The organism is Variovorax sp. PBS-H4, from assembly GCF_901827205.1.
In the GTDB taxonomy this organism is placed as follows: Bacteria; Pseudomonadota; Gammaproteobacteria; order Burkholderiales; family Burkholderiaceae_C; genus Variovorax.
In genome coordinates, this window is record NZ_LR594675.1 from 3,297,450 (window position 1) to 3,313,223 (window position 15,774).

Annotated in this window: 12 protein-coding genes; 8 read left to right on the forward strand and 4 right to left on the reverse strand. The window is 66.8% G+C overall.

The window, feature by feature from the left end; all coding sequences use genetic code 11:
- Window positions 1-39 precede the first annotated feature (39 nt).
- Window positions 40-1,686, reverse strand: a complete 1,647-nt coding sequence (locus tag E5CHR_RS15645; protein ID WP_162580702.1) for a 3-(methylthio)propionyl-CoA ligase — start codon at window positions 1,684-1,686, stop codon at window positions 40-42.
- 188 nt (window positions 1,687-1,874) lie between these two features.
- Entirely contained in the window at window positions 1,875-3,176 is a 1,302-nt protein-coding gene (locus E5CHR_RS15650) for a UDP-N-acetylglucosamine 1-carboxyvinyltransferase (protein ID WP_162580703.1), read from the reverse strand.
- 174 nt (window positions 3,177-3,350) lie between these two features.
- Between E5CHR_RS15650 and E5CHR_RS15655 the strand changes: the two genes are divergently transcribed.
- From E5CHR_RS15655 to E5CHR_RS15675, 5 genes are read left to right on the forward strand one after another with little or no spacing between them, the layout of a single operon-like run.
- Window positions 3,351-4,841, forward strand: a complete 1,491-nt coding sequence (locus E5CHR_RS15655; protein WP_162580704.1) for a protein adenylyltransferase SelO — start codon at window positions 3,351-3,353, stop codon at window positions 4,839-4,841.
- Window positions 4,838-5,248, forward strand: coding sequence for a peptide-methionine (R)-S-oxide reductase MsrB (gene msrB, locus E5CHR_RS15660; RefSeq protein WP_162580705.1), 411 nt, complete (start codon window positions 4,838-4,840; stop codon window positions 5,246-5,248). The genes E5CHR_RS15655 and msrB overlap by 4 nt, the downstream gene beginning before the upstream one ends.
- Window position 5,249: 1 nt before the next feature.
- Window positions 5,250-5,789: a septation protein A gene (locus E5CHR_RS15665; protein ID WP_162580706.1), complete on the forward strand. Its 540-nt coding sequence runs from the start codon at window positions 5,250-5,252 to the stop codon at window positions 5,787-5,789.
- Window positions 5,786-6,049 (forward strand): BolA family protein, encoded by a 264-nt coding sequence (locus tag E5CHR_RS15670; protein WP_162580707.1) that lies wholly within the window; start codon window positions 5,786-5,788, stop codon window positions 6,047-6,049. Before E5CHR_RS15665 ends, E5CHR_RS15670 begins: the two co-directional genes overlap by 4 nt.
- A 47-nt stretch (window positions 6,050-6,096) precedes the next feature.
- The gene (locus tag E5CHR_RS15675; RefSeq protein WP_162580708.1) at window positions 6,097-6,876 is read left to right on the forward strand and encodes a peptidylprolyl isomerase; all 780 of its coding nucleotides are present in this window, start codon (window positions 6,097-6,099) and stop codon (window positions 6,874-6,876) included.
- Window positions 6,877-6,933: 57 nt separating this feature from the next.
- Here the strand turns inward: E5CHR_RS15675 and purL are convergent, their stop codons facing one another.
- The gene (gene purL, locus E5CHR_RS15680) at window positions 6,934-10,962 is read right to left on the reverse strand and encodes a phosphoribosylformylglycinamidine synthase (protein WP_443083079.1); all 4,029 of its coding nucleotides are present in this window, start codon (window positions 10,960-10,962) and stop codon (window positions 6,934-6,936) included.
- Window positions 10,963-11,240: 278 nt separating this feature from the next.
- On the opposite strand from purL, the gene map reads away from it, so the two are divergent.
- The 3 genes from map (at window position 11,241) to E5CHR_RS15695 (ending at window position 15,189) form a co-directional block, all read left to right on the forward strand.
- The gene (gene map, locus E5CHR_RS15685; protein WP_162580709.1) at window positions 11,241-12,065 is read left to right on the forward strand and encodes a type I methionyl aminopeptidase; all 825 of its coding nucleotides are present in this window, start codon (window positions 11,241-11,243) and stop codon (window positions 12,063-12,065) included.
- A gap of 29 nt (window positions 12,066-12,094) precedes the next feature.
- The gene (locus tag E5CHR_RS15690) at window positions 12,095-14,683 is read left to right on the forward strand and encodes a [protein-PII] uridylyltransferase (RefSeq protein WP_162580710.1); all 2,589 of its coding nucleotides are present in this window, start codon (window positions 12,095-12,097) and stop codon (window positions 14,681-14,683) included.
- Between the two features lie 101 nt (window positions 14,684-14,784).
- Window positions 14,785-15,189, forward strand: coding sequence for a DoxX family protein (locus E5CHR_RS15695; RefSeq protein WP_162580711.1), 405 nt, complete (start codon window positions 14,785-14,787; stop codon window positions 15,187-15,189).
- A gap of 6 nt (window positions 15,190-15,195) precedes the next feature.
- On the opposite strand, the gene def is transcribed toward E5CHR_RS15695, so the two are convergent.
- A complete protein-coding gene (gene def, locus E5CHR_RS15700; RefSeq protein ID WP_162580712.1) occupies window positions 15,196-15,735 on the reverse strand; it encodes a peptide deformylase in 540 nt (179 codons plus the stop codon).
- Window positions 15,736-15,774 lie beyond the last annotated feature (39 nt).

Consider the following 15,774-nt stretch of genomic DNA (forward strand, 5'->3'; position numbering starts at 1 on the left):
ACCTCCCTGGTGCTACCCGGCGGTAGGAATGCTGCGGCTTCAGCACTCGGGCAGCTTGTAGCCGCGCAGCTGCTCGCGCAGCTTGGTCTTGAGGATCTTGCCGGTGGCGCCCAACGGAATGGCCTCGACGAAGACCACGTCATCAGGCACCTGCCACTTGGCGACCATCTTGTCGCCGTAGAACGCGAGCAGTTCCTCGCGGCTGAGCTCGGCGCCGGGCTTCTTCACGACGATCACGATCGGCCGCTCGTCCCACTTGGGATGCGGCACGCCGACGCAGGCCGCCATCGCGACCGCCGGATGCGCTACCGCGATGTTCTCGATGTCGATGGAGCTGATCCATTCGCCGCCGGACTTGATCACGTCCTTGCTGCGGTCGGTGATCTGCAGGAAGCCATCGGGATCGATGGTGGCGACGTCGCCGGTCGGAAACCAGCCGCGGCCGCGCGCGTCGGGCACCAGTGGATCGCCGCCCTCGCCCTTGAAGTATTCCTTGACCACCCAGGGGCCCTTCACCAGCAGGTCGCCGGAGGCCTTGCCGTCCCAGGGCAGTTCCTGGCCGCCGCCGTCGACGATCTTCATGTCGACCCCGAAGATGGCGCGGCCCTGCTTCATGCGGATCGCCGTCTGCTGCTCCTGCGACTGCGACAGGTGCTTGTTCTTGAGCGTGCACAGCGTGCCGAGCGGCGACATCTCGGTCATGCCCCAGGCGTGCAGCACCTCGACGCCGTACTGCTGCTGGAAGGCGTCGATCATGGCCGGCGGGCAGGCCGACCCGCCGATCACGGTGCGCTTGAGGGTGGAGAACTTCAGGTCCTGCGCCTGCATGTGGCCCAGCAGCATCTGCCACACGGTGGGCACGCCGGCCGCGAAGCTGACCTTCTCGCTCTCGATCAGCTCATAGACCGACTTGCCGTCCAGCGCCGGGCCGGGGAACACCAGCTTTGCGCCCGTCAGCGCAGCCGAGTACGGAATGCCCCAGGCGTTGACGTGGAACATCGGCACCACCGGCAGCACGGCGTCGCGCGCCGACAGGTTCATCACGTCCGGCAGTGCCGCCGCGTAGGCATGCAGCAGGGTCGAGCGGTGGCTGTAGAGCGCAGCCTTGGGGTTGCCGGTGGTGCCGCTCGTGTAGCACATGCTCGAGGCCGAGTTCTCGTCGAAGCTGGGCCAGTCGTACCGGTCGGACAGGGGCCCCATCCAGGCCTCGTAGCTCACCAGGTTGGGGACACCCGTGTCTGCCGGCAGCTTGTCGGCATCGCACAGCGCGATCCACTTCTTGACGGTGGCGCACTTGGCGTGAATCGCCTGTACCAGCGGCAGGAACGTGAGGTCGAAGAACAGGATCTGGTCCTCGGCATGGTTGGCGATCCAGGCGATCTGGTCGGGATGCAGCCGGGGGTTGACGGTATGCAGCACCCGTCCGCTGCCGCTGACGCCGTAATACAGCTCCAGGTGGCGGTAGCCGTTCCAGGCCAAGGTCGCCACGCGGTCGCTGAAGAGCAGTTGTTCCTGGTCCAGCGCATTGGCGACCTGGCGCGCACGGGAAGCGATCTGGCGCCAGTTGCTGCGGTGGATGTCGCCTTCGACCCGCCGCGACACGATTTCCCCGTCGCCGTTGTGGCGTTCGGCGAACTCGATCAGCGACGAGATCAGCAATGGTTGGTCCTGCATTAAACCCAGCATCGGAAGGCTCCTTGGAACGACATTTCTTGAAAAATTCGCGCGTCGGGCCGGGCGGCCCTGCGGCACCTGCGATTCACGCAATCTTCTAGCGATCCCACAATGACAGAAACCCGCAGAACGACCACAGGCGGCCGCGCGGCGCCGCTGCCGATGCGGCGGACGCGGCGGATGAGGCCGGGTACCGGAACCTATTCGTCAGGCGTCCACTCCACCCGCACCCCCAGACTGCGCAGGTTCTCGGCGAAGCGCGGATGGGCGCGCCGGATAGGCGCGGCGTTGCGGATCTCCGAACGCCCCTCGATGCTCGCCGCGACCATGAAAAGCGCGATCGCGACGCGGATGATGTAGGGGCTCTCGACCACGGCAGGCGCCAGCGGCCCGCCGCCGAAGGTGATCAGCCGGTGCGGGTCGGACGAGAACACGTGGGCGCCGAATTTCGAGAGCTCGCCGGTCCAGCCCAGGGCACCGTCGTAGACCTTGTTCCAGAACATCGCGTTGCCCTCGGCGCGCACGCCCAGTGCGATGAAGATCGGCAGCAGGTCGACCGGAAAATAGGGCCAGGGGGCTGCCTCGACCTTGGTCAGCACATTGGCCGTGAACGGGGCCTGCACCTTCAGCGGGCCGCTTCGGTGGGCCTGGGACCAGCCGTCGCGGTGCTCGATCCGGACGCCGAACTTGGCAAAGGTGCGGTCGATCAGCGGGAACTGCTCCGGCGCGGAGTTGCGCACCTGCACCTCGCCGCCGGTTATGGCGCCCAGCGCGAGGAAGGTGGTGATCTCGTGGAAATCCTCGTCGAAGCGGAATTCGCCCCCAGCCAGAGGCGCGCCGCCCTGCACGGTCAGTTTCGACGTGCCGATACCCTCGATGCGCGCGCCCATCATCGCCATGAAACGGCAGAACTCCTGCACGTGCGGCTCCGAGGCCGCATTCGTCAGCGTCGAAGTGCCGGCGGCAGAGACGGCGCAAAGGACGAAGTTCTCGGTGGTGGTGACGGAGGCGTAGTCGAGCCAGTGGTCCACCGGACGCATGCCCTCTTCCAGGCGCACCAGCAGCGAGCCGCCGGTACGTTCGACGCGGCCGCCGAAGTGGCGGAAGACCTCGACATGGGGGTCGATCTCGCGCACCCCCAGCGTGCAGCCCTTGACGTTGTCCTCCAGCCGGGCCACGCCGAAGCGGGCGAGCAGCGGCGGCACCAGCATGATCGAGGACCGCATCTCCTCAGGCAGGCGATGGCGCGCGGCGTCGAAGCCGGTGTCCCGGTGGTGCAGGTCCAGCGTGCCCGCCTCGCGGTCGAGCCGCACGTCGCTGCCTAGGTCACGGAAGATCTCGAGGATCTTGCGCACGTCGGTGATGTCCGGCACGCCGTGCAGGCGCAGGGGCTCGCGCGTGAGCAAGGTGGCGCAGAGCACGGGCAGCACCGCGTTCTTGTTGGCCGAAGGATTGATCCGGCCGCGCAGGGGCGTGCCACCGTGGACGATAAGACTGGACATGGGAGGGGAAGACCTGGATGTGAGGCGGCGAGGGAACGCGAGCCCGAACTCTACCGGCTCCGGCCGTGTAAACCGTGGCGCAGCGCCTTGCTTGAACAAATGGAAACAGGACGCCAGCAGAGAGCCGATGGCCCCCGCGGCGCGGGGTTTAGGTCGGTACGGGACAATCCCCGCATGAGCATCCTTGCAGACGAAGCGGAAGTGGTCGACCTCGGCGTCGACTGGACCGCCGGCTTCTCGACCCTGGGCCCCGCCTTTTTCACCGAGCTGCGCCCCACTCCGCTGCCCGAGCCCTATTGGGTTGGACGCAGCCACGCGTTGGCGCGCGAGATCGGGCTGGACGAAGCCCGCCTGCAGTTGGGAGACGGCCTGGCCGCCTTCACGGGCAATGTCCCGGTCGCCGGCACCCGGCCGCTGGCCAGCGTCTACAGCGGCCATCAGTTCGGTGTCTGGGCTGGCCAGCTGGGCGATGGTCGCGCCATCCTGATGGGCGAGACCGCGAGCGGGTGGGAGCTGCAGCTCAAGGGCGCGGGGCGCACGCCCTACTCGCGGATGGGCGACGGCCGCGCTGTGCTGCGCTCCAGCATCCGCGAATTCCTCTGCAGCGAGGCCATGCACGCCCTCGGCATTCCGACCACACGCGCGCTGTGCGTGACGGGATCCGACGCGCAGGTGGTGCGCGAGGAAATCGAGACGGCCGCGGTCGTGACGCGTGCGGCGCCCAGCTTCATCCGCTTCGGCCATTTCGAGCATTTCGCCGCCGCCAACCGCGTCGACGAGCTGCGCGCGTTGGCCGACTTCGTGATCGACCGCTTCTACCCGGCCTGCCGCCACGGCGCGCGCTTCGAGCGCTTCGGCGGCAATGCCTACGCGGCGTTCCTCGAGGCGGTGAGCGAGCGCACCGCGGCGCTGCTTGCGCAGTGGCAGGCCGTGGGCTTCTGCCACGGCGTGATGAACACCGACAACATGAGCATTCTCGGGCTCACCATCGACTACGGGCCCTTCCAGTTCCTCGACGGCTTCGACCCGCGCCACATCTGCAACCACAGCGACACTGGCGGGCGCTACGCCTACAACCAGCAGCCCAACGTCGCCTACTGGAACCTGTTCTGCCTGGCCCAGGCGCTCCTGCCGCTGATCGGCGACCAGGAAGTCGCCGTGGCCGCCCTGGAGTCGTACAAGACGGTGTTCCCGGAGGCCTACGAGGCGCGGATGCGCGCCAAGCTCGGCCTGCCCGAGGCCGCGCCCGACGACCGCGCGCTTGTCGAAAGCGTGCTGAAGCTGCTCGCGCAGGAAAAGGTGGACTACACCATCTTCTGGCGCCGCCTCGCCGACCACAAGGCCGGCGGTGACCCGGCTCCGGTCCGCGACCTGTTCCTCGACCGGGCCGGCATCGACGGCTGGCTGCAGGCCTTCGTGCAGCGCCACGCGCAGGTCCCGGCGGGCCAGGCGGCACAATCGATGCGCGACGCCAATCCGAAATTCGTGCTCAGGAACCATCTGGGCCAACAGGCCATCGAACTGGCGCAGCGCAAGGACTTCTCTGGCGTGGCCACCTTGCTGAAGCTGCTCGAAACCCCATTTGAAGACCACGCCGGCCACGAGGCCTATGCCGGCTTCCCGCCCGACTGGGCTTCCACGATCGAAATCAGCTGCTCATCATGACTGCACCCGTCCAGAAAACCGACGCCGAATGGAAAGCCCTGCTCGCCGAGAAAGGCGCCGAACCCGCCGCCTTCGAGGTCACGCGCCATGCCGCCACCGAACGCCCCTTCACCGGCAAATACGAAGCGCATTGGGACGACGGCACCTACCACTGCATCTGCTGCGGCGCCAAGCTGTTCGAATCGGCCACCAAATTCGATGCCGGCTGCGGCTGGCCCAGCTTCTCGCAGGAGGCGGTTCCCGGTGCGATCAAGAACATCGTCGACCGCTCGCACGGCATGGTGCGCACCGAGAACGTCTGCGCCAACTGCGGTGCCCATCTGGGCCATGTGTTCCCCGACGGCCCGACCGAGACCGGCCTGCGCTACTGCATGAACTCTGCCTCGCTCGATTTCCAGAAGCGCTGACATGAAGGTCCTGCTCGACTTCTTTCCGATCCTGCTGTTCTTCGGCGCCTTCAAGCTCTACGACATCTACACCGCCACCGGCGTGCTGATGGCGGCCACCGTGCTGCAGATGGCCATCGTTTGGTTCACCGAACGGCGACTGGCGCCGATGCAGAAGGCCACGCTGGTGCTGATCCTGCTCTTCGGCTCGCTGACGCTGTTGCTGCACGACGACCGCTTCATCAAGTGGAAGCCGACCGTGCTCTACGGCGCCATGGCCGTGGCGCTGGCCATTGCGCTGTGGGTGTTCAAGAAGAACTTCCTCAAGATGCTGCTGGGCGCGCAGCTCGACCTGCCGGTGCCGGTCTGGAACCGGCTCAATGTCGCATGGATCGCGTACTGCGTGTTCATGGCTGCAATCAACGGTTACGTGGCGGCCTACTTCAGCACCGAGGCCTGGGTGAACTTCAAGCTCTGGGGCTATGCGTTCCCGGTCGTGTTCCTGGTGGCCCAGGGCCTGTACATCTCGCCGCATCTGAAATCGGACAAGCCTGCAGCATGAGCCTCGCGACCGCCACCGACCTTGAAGCGCGCCTGCGGGCGGCGCTGCAGCCGACCGTGCTCGAGGTGATCGACGAAAGCGCGGCGCATGCCGGCCATGCGGGTGCCAACGCAGAGGGCTACGGCACCCATTTCCGGGTGCGGATCGCCTCTCCCCTCTTCGAAGGAAAGCCGCGCGTGGCGCGCCATCGCCTTGTGTATGATGCGCTGCAACTTTTCATCGCACAGGGCCTTCACGCCATCGCCATCGAGACGCTTTGAAGCGCTTTGTTTCCCGCCCTCCCGGCGGCAAAAGTACCCTCCCCTCCATGAAGAAACATCTCCTGCAGGCTGCAGCCGCCGCCGCCCTTCTGGCTGCACTTCCCGCCTTTGCGCAGAACGCCGCCATCGTCAATGGCAAGCCGGTGCCCAAGGCCCGCATGGACGTGCTGGCCCAGCAGCTCGCCGCCGCAGGCCGCCCGGTCACGCCGGAAATGCAAGGCCAGCTGCGCGAAGAAGTGGTCGCCCGCGAGATCTTCATGCAGGAAGCCCAGAAGCAAGGCCTGGACGGCACCGACGACTACAAGAATCAGCTGGAGCTGGCGCGCCAGGCCATCCTGATCCGCCAGCTGTTCGACAACTACCGCAAGAGCAATGCGGTGTCCGATGCCGACGCACAGGCCGAGTACGACAAGTTCGCCGCTGCCAATGGCGGCAAGGAATACAAGGCCCGCCACATCCTGGTCGAAAAGGAAGACCAGGCCCAGAAGATCCTGGCCGACCTCAAGAAGGGCGCCAAGTTCGAGGACCTCGCCAAGAAGCAGAGCAAGGATCCGGGCTCCGGCGCCAACGGCGGTGACCTCGACTGGGCCGCGCCGGCCAGCTTCGTGCCCGAATTCTCGGAGGCGATGATCAAGCTCAAGAAGGGCGAGACGACCCCGGCGCCGGTCAAGTCGCAGTTCGGCTACCACATCATCCGCGTCGACGACATCCGCCAGGCCCAGTTGCCGAAGCTGGAAGAGGTCAAGCCGCAAATCGTGCAGCAGCTGCAGCAACAGCGTTTGCAGAAGTACCAGGAAGAGCTGCGGGCCAAGGCGAAGGTCGAATAAGGCCGTTCAGCGCTTCAGAACAAAAAAGCGGCCCGCGGGCCGCTTTTTTCATGGGGCTCAGCCCACCCACTTCCGCGCGTTGCGCCAGATCCGCATCCACGGGCTGAGCGCGCTCTTGTCCCCCGGGGTCCAGCTCATCTGGATATTGCGGAACACCCGCTCCGGATGCGGCATGACCGCGGTAAAGCGGCCATCGGCGGTGGTCACTGCCGTCAGGCCGCCCGCGCTGCCGTTGGGATTGAAGGGATAACGCTCCGTCGCTTGCCCATGGTTGTCGACGAAGCGCATCGCCGCGATGGCCTTCGCCGGGTCGCCCCGGTGCTTGAAGTTCGCATAGCCCTCGCCATGCGCCACCGCAATGGGCAGCCGGCTGCCGGCCATGCCCGCAAAGAACACGCTGGGTGAATCGAGCACCTCGACCATCGACAGCCGCGCCTCGAAGCGCTCGCTCTGGTTGGTGGTGAAGCGCGGCCAGTGCTCCGCGCCAGGAATGATGTCAGCCAGTTCGGCAAACATCTGGCAGCCGTTGCACACGCCCAGGCCAAAGGTGTCGGCGCGGCCGAAGAAGGCCTTGAACTGCTCGCTCAGCTTCGGGTTGAAGGTGATGCTTCGCGCCCAGCCGATGCCGGCGCCCAACGTGTCGCCGTAGCTGAAGCCGCCGCAGGCCACCACACCCTTGAAGTCGGCCAGGTCGGCCCGGCCGGTCTGCAGGTCGGTCATGTGCACGTCGAAGGATTCGAAGCCTGCCTCATGAAAGGCATAGGCCATCTCGACGTGCGAGTTGACGCCCTGCTCGCGCAGGATCGCGACCCTGGGCCGCGCGAGGTTGAGGAAAGGCGCGGCCACGTCCTCCTCGACGCCGGGCGCCAGGTGCACGTGCCGGCCCGGGTCCTGCGGCTCGCCTGCGGCGGCATGCTCGGCGTCCGCGCAGTCCGGGTTGTCGCGCACGCGGCAGATCTTCCAGCTCACCGCGTCCCAGACCTGGTGCAAGTCGTGCAGCCTGGCGCTGAAGATGGCCTTGGCATCGCGCCACACCTCCACCTTGCCCTTGCCGGCGTCGATGGCCGAGGCGTCGGGCCGGGTCTTGCCGACGAAATGGCTGTGCGCGCTGAGGCCGTGCGCGCGCAGCGTCTGCATCACCTCGTTGCGTTCGGCGGTTCGCACCTGCAGCAGCATGCCGAGTTCTTCGTTGAAGAGCGCCTTCAGGCTGAGCTCCTCGCGCCGGGCACTGACCTGGCCGGCCCAGTTCTTGGCATCGCCGTACTCGGCGCGGCTGTCGCTGATGCCGTCGCCTTCGGTCACCAGCAGGTCGATGTTGAGGGCGACGCCCACATGGCCGGCAAAGGCCATCTCGCAGGCGGCGGCGAACAGGCCACCGTCGCTGCGGTCGTGCATCGCGAGGATCTTGCCCTCGGCGCGCAGCGCGTTGACGGCCGCCACGAGCTTGACGAGGTCCTGCGGGTCGTCGAGGTCCGGCACCCTGTCGCCGCTCTGCGCGAGCGCCTGGGCCAGGATGCTGCCCGCCATGCGATTCCGGCCCCGTCCCAGGTCGATCAGGACGAGCGTGCTGTCGGGCTCGGTCGCATCCAGCTGCGGCGTCAAGGTGCCGCGCACGTCGGCCAGGGTGGCAAAGGCGCTCACGATCAGGCTCACGGGCGAGCTGACCTTCTTCTGTTCGCCGCCCTGGTCCTGCCACTGGGTGCGCATGGACAGGGAATCCTTCCCCACCGGAATGGAGATGCCGAGCGCCGGGCAGAGTTCGAGTCCCACGGCCTTCACGGTCTCGTACAGCGCCGCATCCTCGCCCGGTTCGCCGCAGGCCGCCATCCAGTTGGCCGACAGCTTGACGCGCGAGAGCTCGATGGGCGCAGCCAGCAGGTTGGTAATGGCTTCCGCCACCGCCATCCGCCCGGATGCCGGTGCGTCGATAGCGGCCAGCGGAGTGCGCTCGCCCATGCTCATCGCCTCGCCGGCAAAGCCCTTGTAGTCGGCCAGGGTCACCGCGCAGTCGGCCACCGGCACCTGCCAGGGGCCGACCATCTGATCGCGATGACTGAGCCCGCCGACGGTGCGGTCGCCGATGGTGACAAGGAAGCGCTTGGAGGCGACAGTGGGGTGAGAGAGGACGTCGATGGCTGCCTTCTGCAGGTCGACGCCGGTCAGCTCGAGGGGCTTGAACTTGCGGCCGACGCGCTTCACGTCGCGCAGCATCTTGGGGGGCTTGCCGAGAAGAACGTCCATGGGCATGTCGACGGGTGGTGGAGTGTCCTCGTCCGCCACGACCAGTTGCCGCTCCTCCGTGGCCACGCCCACCACGGCAAACGGACACCGCTCCCGCTCGCAGAACGCCTGGAACTCCAGCAGCGACTGCGGCGCGATCGCCAGCACATAGCGCTCCTGGCTCTCGTTGCACCAGATCTCCTTCGGCGCCAGGCCCGATTCCTCCAGCGGCACGGCGCGCAGGTCGAAGCGCGCGCCCCGGCCCGCATCGTTGGTGAGCTCCGGGAAGGCATTGCTCAGTCCACCTGCACCCACGTCATGGATCGCCAGGATCGGATTCGCCGCGCCTTGCTGCCAGCAATGGTTGATGACCTCCTGAGCGCGTCTCTCGATTTCGGGATTGCCGCGCTGCACCGAGTCGAAGTCCAGTTCCGCCGCATTGGCGCCGGTGGCCATCGAGCTCGCCGCACTACCGCCCATGCCGATGCGCATGCCCGGCCCGCCCAGCTGGATCAGCAGCGTGCCCGCGGGAAACTGGATCTTCTTCGTCTGGCCCGCATCGATGCTGCCGAGGCCACCCGCGATCATGATCGGCTTGTGGTAGCCGCGTTGCAGCGTGTCGCGCTCGCTCGCGATGGCCTGCTCGTACTCGCGAAAGTAGCCAAGCAGGTTGGGCCGGCCGAACTCGTTGTTGAAGGCGGCCCCGCCAAGCGGGCCGTCGGTCATGATCTGCAACGGGCTGGCGATGTGGTCGGGCTTGCCGTAACTGTGCTCGTCGGGCCAGAGCTTCGAGACAGTGAAGCCGGTCAGCCCGGCCTTGGGCTTGGAGCCGCGGCCGGTGGCGCCCTCGTCGCGGATCTCGCCGCCGGCACCGGTGGAGGCGCCCGGAAAAGGCGAGATCGCGGTTGGATGATTGTGCGTCTCGACCTTCATCAGCACGTGGTTCAGCGCATCCTGCCGGCCGTAGGGGCCAGCGGCCGAAGTCGCGACAAAGCGCTCGATGCGCGAGCCTTCCATGATCGAGGCGTTGTCGGCGTAAGCCACCACGGTGTGCTGCGGGTTCTGGCGTTCGGTGTGCCGGATCATCGAAAACAGGCTCTGCGGCTGCGGCTCGCCATCGATCACGAAATCTGCGTTGAAGATCTTGTGGCGGCAGTGCTCGCTGTTGGCCTGGGCGAACATCATCAGCTCGACGTCGCTCGGGTTGCGGCCGAGTCGGGTGAAGGCTTCGACCAGGTAGTCGATCTCGTCCTCGGCCAATGCCAGGCCGAAGCGCTTGTTGGCCTCGACGAGCGCGGCGCGCCCGTCGGCCAGAACATCCACCTGCGCCACCGGCTGGCCCGGCAACTCCGCGAACAGCGCCGCTGCCTGCTTGAGCCCGGTCAGCACCGATTCGGTCATGCGGTCGTGCAACAGTGCAGCCACCGCGGCCAGCCGATCCTCGTGCAGCACCGGCGCCTTGCCGAGCAGCGGGGCCTTGAGTACCAGGTCGTACTGCGTGACGCGCTCGACCCGGCGCAGCGCCAATCCGCAGTTGTGGGCAATGTCGGTGGCTTTCGAGGCCCAGGGCGAGACGGTGCCCAGGCGCGGCGTGACGACGAGCACCGGCCCCGCCTTCGCGGGCGCGTCGAAGGGCTCGCCGTAGTCCAGCAAGGCGGCGAAGCGCTCGCGTTCGGCGCCTTCGAGCGCATGGTCGGTCGCAACCAGGTGCACGAAGTGCGCCGAAACGCCCACGATGAGCGGCTCGACGGCCTGCAGCCTGGGCAGCAGTTGCCGTCCCCGGAACTCACTGAGCGCGCTGCCGCCCTCGAAGAAGGTCACGACCGGGGGCAGGGGATGGAGGGGCGCATTCAGGGGCAGGATCACGATCGGATCGGCCGTCGGGCCGCGTTGGAAACCAGGAGATGAAGTCGGCGGCCGCTGACCAGTCCACTGGATCACTGAAATGACACCCGCTGTCCATGCGATACGAGCCGCGCTGCGGCGTTGCGAATGCTCGCAATGCCACCGGCATCGCTGCGCTTCGCGCCTTGCATCGCAGCCCGTCTCGCATGTCCCTCGGGCGCCATTTCAATGACCCAGCGGACAGGGCCATCCGCGCCGAGGCCGGAATTTTAGCGGGGCGGATGGGATAATTCCGGCCCATGAGCATCACCTACAAAGACGCCGAGGGCGTGGCCGGCATGCGCACCGCGTGCCGCCTCGCAGCCGAAGTGCTGGACTACCTGACCCCGCACGTGAAGCCCGGCATGACCACGAACGAGATCGACAAGCTCGCGCACGACTACATCACGCAGGTCCAGGGCGCGATCCCGGCCCCCCTCAACTACATGGGCGCCTCGAGCGTGCCCTACCCCAAGTCCGTCTGCACGTCGGTCAACCACGTGGTCTGCCACGGCATTCCGAACGACAAGCCGCTCAAGAAGGGCGACATCGTCAACATCGACGTCACGGTCATCAAGGACGGCTGGCACGGCGACACCAGCCGCATGTTCGTCGTGGGCGATGCCTCGATCGCGGCCAAGCGGCTGTGCGCCCTCACCTACGAGGCCATGTGGCACGGCATCGTCAAGGTCAAGCCGGGCGTGCACCTGGGCGACATCGGCTTCGCCATCCAGCGCTTCGCCGAAAGCAACGGCTTTTCGGTGGTGCGCGAGTTCTGCGGCCACGGCATCGGCCGCGGTTTCCACGAGGAGCCGCAGGTGCTGCACTACGGCAAGCCCGGCACGCTCGATGAGCTCAAGCCCGGCATGACCTTCACCATCGAGCCGATGATCAACGCCGGCAAGCGCGACATCAAGGAAGACGCGCGGGGCGGCCAGTATGACGGCTGGACGATCGTCACCCGCGACCACTCGCTGTCGGCGCAATGGGAGCACACGGTGCTGGTCACCGAGACCGGCTACGAGGTGCTCACGCTCTCGCCCGGCAGCCCGCCGCCGCCTGCGTTCGCCAGCGCATCGGCCTGAAGGCGGTGTCCAGCCTTCGGCGGGCTGCCATGGTGGACATTGCCTCCCTGCGCGACGCGTACCGCACGCACAAGCTTGCGCTGTACGACCAGGCACGCAGCGCACGCGCGCCCACACGCAGCGTGCACACCGTGCTGCGCCAGTTGTCAGCGTTGGCAGACGAGGCCCTCAATGCGCTGTGGGAGGACGCGGGCTTCGGCAACCGCCTCGCACTGGTCGCAGTGGGCGGCTTCGGGCGCGGCGAGTTGTTCCCCTTCTCCGACGTCGATGTGCTGCTGCTGCTGCCCGCCGACCATGCCACCGAGATCGAACCGGCGCACATGGAGGCTTTCATCGGACATTGCTGGGACGCGGGCCTCGAGATCGGCTCCAGCGTGCGCACGGTGGACGAATGCCTGGCCGAGGCCGCCAAGGACGTCACGGTCCAGACCTCGCTGCTGGAGTCGCGTCTCGTCGCCGGCGACAAGAAGCTTTACACCGCCTTTCGCAAGAGCTTCCTCGCCGACATCGACCCGCACGCCTTCTTCGCGGCCAAGACCCAGGAAATGCGGCATCGGCACCAGAAGTACGAGAACACGCCCTATGCGCTGGAGCCCAACTGCAAGGAATCACCGGGCGGGCTGCGCGACCTGCAGACCGTGCTCTGGGTCGCCAAGGCGGCCGGCTTCGGCAGGCGCTGGGACGACCTGGCAAAGAACGGCCTGGCCACGCCTTTCGAGGTACAGCAGATCAAGCGCAACGAGGCGCTGCTGAGCCTGATCCGAGCCCGCCTGCACCTGATCGCCAACCGGCGCGAGGACCGCCTGGTGTTCGACCTGCAGACCGCCGTGGCCGCCACCTTCGGCTACGGCGGCGAGTCGCAGCGCAAAGCCAGCGAGGCGCTCATGCGCCGCTACTACTGGGCCGCCAAGGCGGTGACGCAGCTCAACCAGATCCTGCTGCTCAACATCGCCGACCGGCTGAATCCGCAGGAGGAGCAGGCCACCCGGATCAACGAGCGCTTCTTCGAAAAAGGCGGGCTGATCGAGGTCGCAAGCGACGATCTGTACCTCAAGGATCCGCACGCAATCCTCGAGACCTTCCTGCTCTACCAGAAGACCATCGGCGTGAACGGGCTGTCGGCGCGCACGCTGCGCGCGCTCTACAACGCGCGCCACGTGATGGACAGCAAGTTCCGCAACGACCGCGTGAACCATGCGACCTTCATGCGCATCCTGCTGGAGCCGCGCGGCATCACGCACGCGTTCAGGCTGATGAACCAGACCTCGGTACTGGGCCGATACCTGCGCGTGTTCCGCAGCATCGTGGGCCAGATGCAGCATGACCTGTTCCACGTCTACACGGTCGACCAGCACATCCTGATGGTGCTGCGCAACGTGCGCCGCTTCTTCATCGTCGAGCACGCGCACGAATACCCCTTCTGCTCGCAGCTCGCGGGCGGCTGGGACAAGCCATGGATCCTCTATGTCGCGGCCTTGTTCCACGACATTGCGAAGGGGCGCGGCGGCGACCATTCGGAACTGGGTTCGCGCGACGTCCGGCGCTTCTGCCGCCAGCACGAGATCCCACGCGAGGACGCCAAGCTGATCGAGTTCCTCGTCTCCGAGCACCTCGTGATGAGCCAGGTCGCGCAAAAGCAGGACCTGAGCGATCCCGAGGTGATCGGCGGCTTCGCCAAGCGGGTGGGCAACGAGCGCTACCTGACGGCGCTGTACCTCCTCACCATCGCCGACATCCGCGGCACCTCGCCGCGTGTATGGAACGCGTGGAAAGGCAAGCTGCTCGAGGACCTCTACCGGTCCACATTGCGGGCGCTGGGCGGCCGCATGCCCGACCCGGGCGCCGAGGTGGAGGCCCGCAAACGCGACGCGCTGGTGCAACTGGCCTTGTATGCGCAGCCCTTCGAGGCGCACAAGGCGCTGTGGGAAACACTCGACGTCGGGTACTTCATGCGTCACGACGCCTCCGAGATCGCCTGGCACACCAAGCAGCTGTCGCGCCACGTGCCGCCCAGGAACGTGCCGGTCGACCCGCATGCGCCCGCGATCGTGCGGGCCCGGCTCTCACCGGTGGGCGAAGGGCTGCAGGTGGTGGTCTACACGCCCGACCAGGCCGATCTGTTCGCGCGCATCTGCGGCTACTTCGACCAGTCCTCCTTCAGCATCCTCGACGCCAAGGTGCACACGGCCACGAACGGCTACGCGCTCGACACCTTCCAGGTCGTCACCACCTTCATTCCCGAGCACTACCGCGACCTGATCAGCATGGTCGAGACCGGCCTGGCGAAGACGCTGGACGAGGCCGGCCCGCTGCCTTCGCCCAGCAAGGGCCGGGTGTCGCGCCGGGTACGCAGCTTCCCGGTCAAGCCGCGAGTCAGCCTGTTGCCCGACGACAAGGCGCAGCGTTGGCTGCTCAACATCTCGGCGAGCGACCGGGCTGGCCTCCTGTACTCGGTGGCGCGCGTGCTGGCGCGTCATCACCTCAACCTGCAGCTCGCCAAGATCACCACGCTGGGCGAGCGGGTCGAGGACACCTTCCTGATCAGCGGGCCCGAGCTGCAGGGCCAGCGCACGCAGGCGACCATCGAGACCGAGCTGCTCGAAGCACTGGCAGCCTGAGCCTGCAGCAGTCTCCCCAGGTCACCAGTGGACGGCCAGGAGATCGTGCACGGAATCGACCACAATCGCCCCTGTTTTTTTAACAACAGAAAGGCTTCGACATGATCCGTTCCGACGACACCGGCAAGCTCGTACTCCGCGTCGCCCTGGGCGTCCTCATCCTGCTGCACGGTATCGCGAAGATCAGTGGCGGCGTGGGCTTCGTATCCACCATGCTGGCTTCGCACGGCTTGCCGGGCGCCTTGGCCTACCTGGTCTATGTCGGTGAAATCATCGCGCCGGTGCTGCTGATCATCGGCCTCTATACGCGGCCTGCGGCGTGGATCGTGGTCATCAACATGCTGGTCGCGGTCTGGCTGGTCCACATGAAGCAGATCGGCCTGCTCAACAAGCAAGGCGGCTGGGAGCTCGAGCTGCAGGGCATGTTCTTCTTCAGCGCGCTGGCCGTGGCCTTCATGGGCGCCGGGCGCTTCAGCATCGGCGGGAGCGGCGGGCGCTACAACTGAACGCCGCTACTCGTCTTCGCTCGCATCGAGGCCCGGGAACAGGATCTCGGTGTAGCCGAAGCGCGAGAAATCGCGCACCCGCATCGGGTAGAGCTTGCCCAGAAGGTGGTCGACCTCGTGCTGCACCACGCGTGCGTGGAAGCCGGTGACGGTGCGGTCGATGGGTTCGCCATAGGGGTCGAAGCCGCTATAGCGGATGTGCGCGAAGCGCGGCACCACGCCGCGCAGCCCCGGCACGGACAGGCAGCCTTCCCAGCCCTCCTCCTCCGCGTCGCCGATCGGCGTGATGACGGGATTGATCAGCACGGTGCGCGGCACGGCAGGCGCATCCGGATAGCGCGGATTGACGGTGTCGGTGCCGAAGATCACGAGCTGCTGGTCGACGCCGATCTGCGGCGCGGCGAGGCCCGCCCCGTTTACCGCGTGCATGGTCTCGAACATGTCGCGCACGAGCAGATGAAGCTCGTCGGTGTCGAATTCAGCGACCGGCTGTGCAATGCGCAGCAGCCGGGGGTCGCCCATCATCAGGATTTCGCGTACCGTCATGGCCGCCATTATCGCGACCGTGCACCCCGGCCGCGCAGC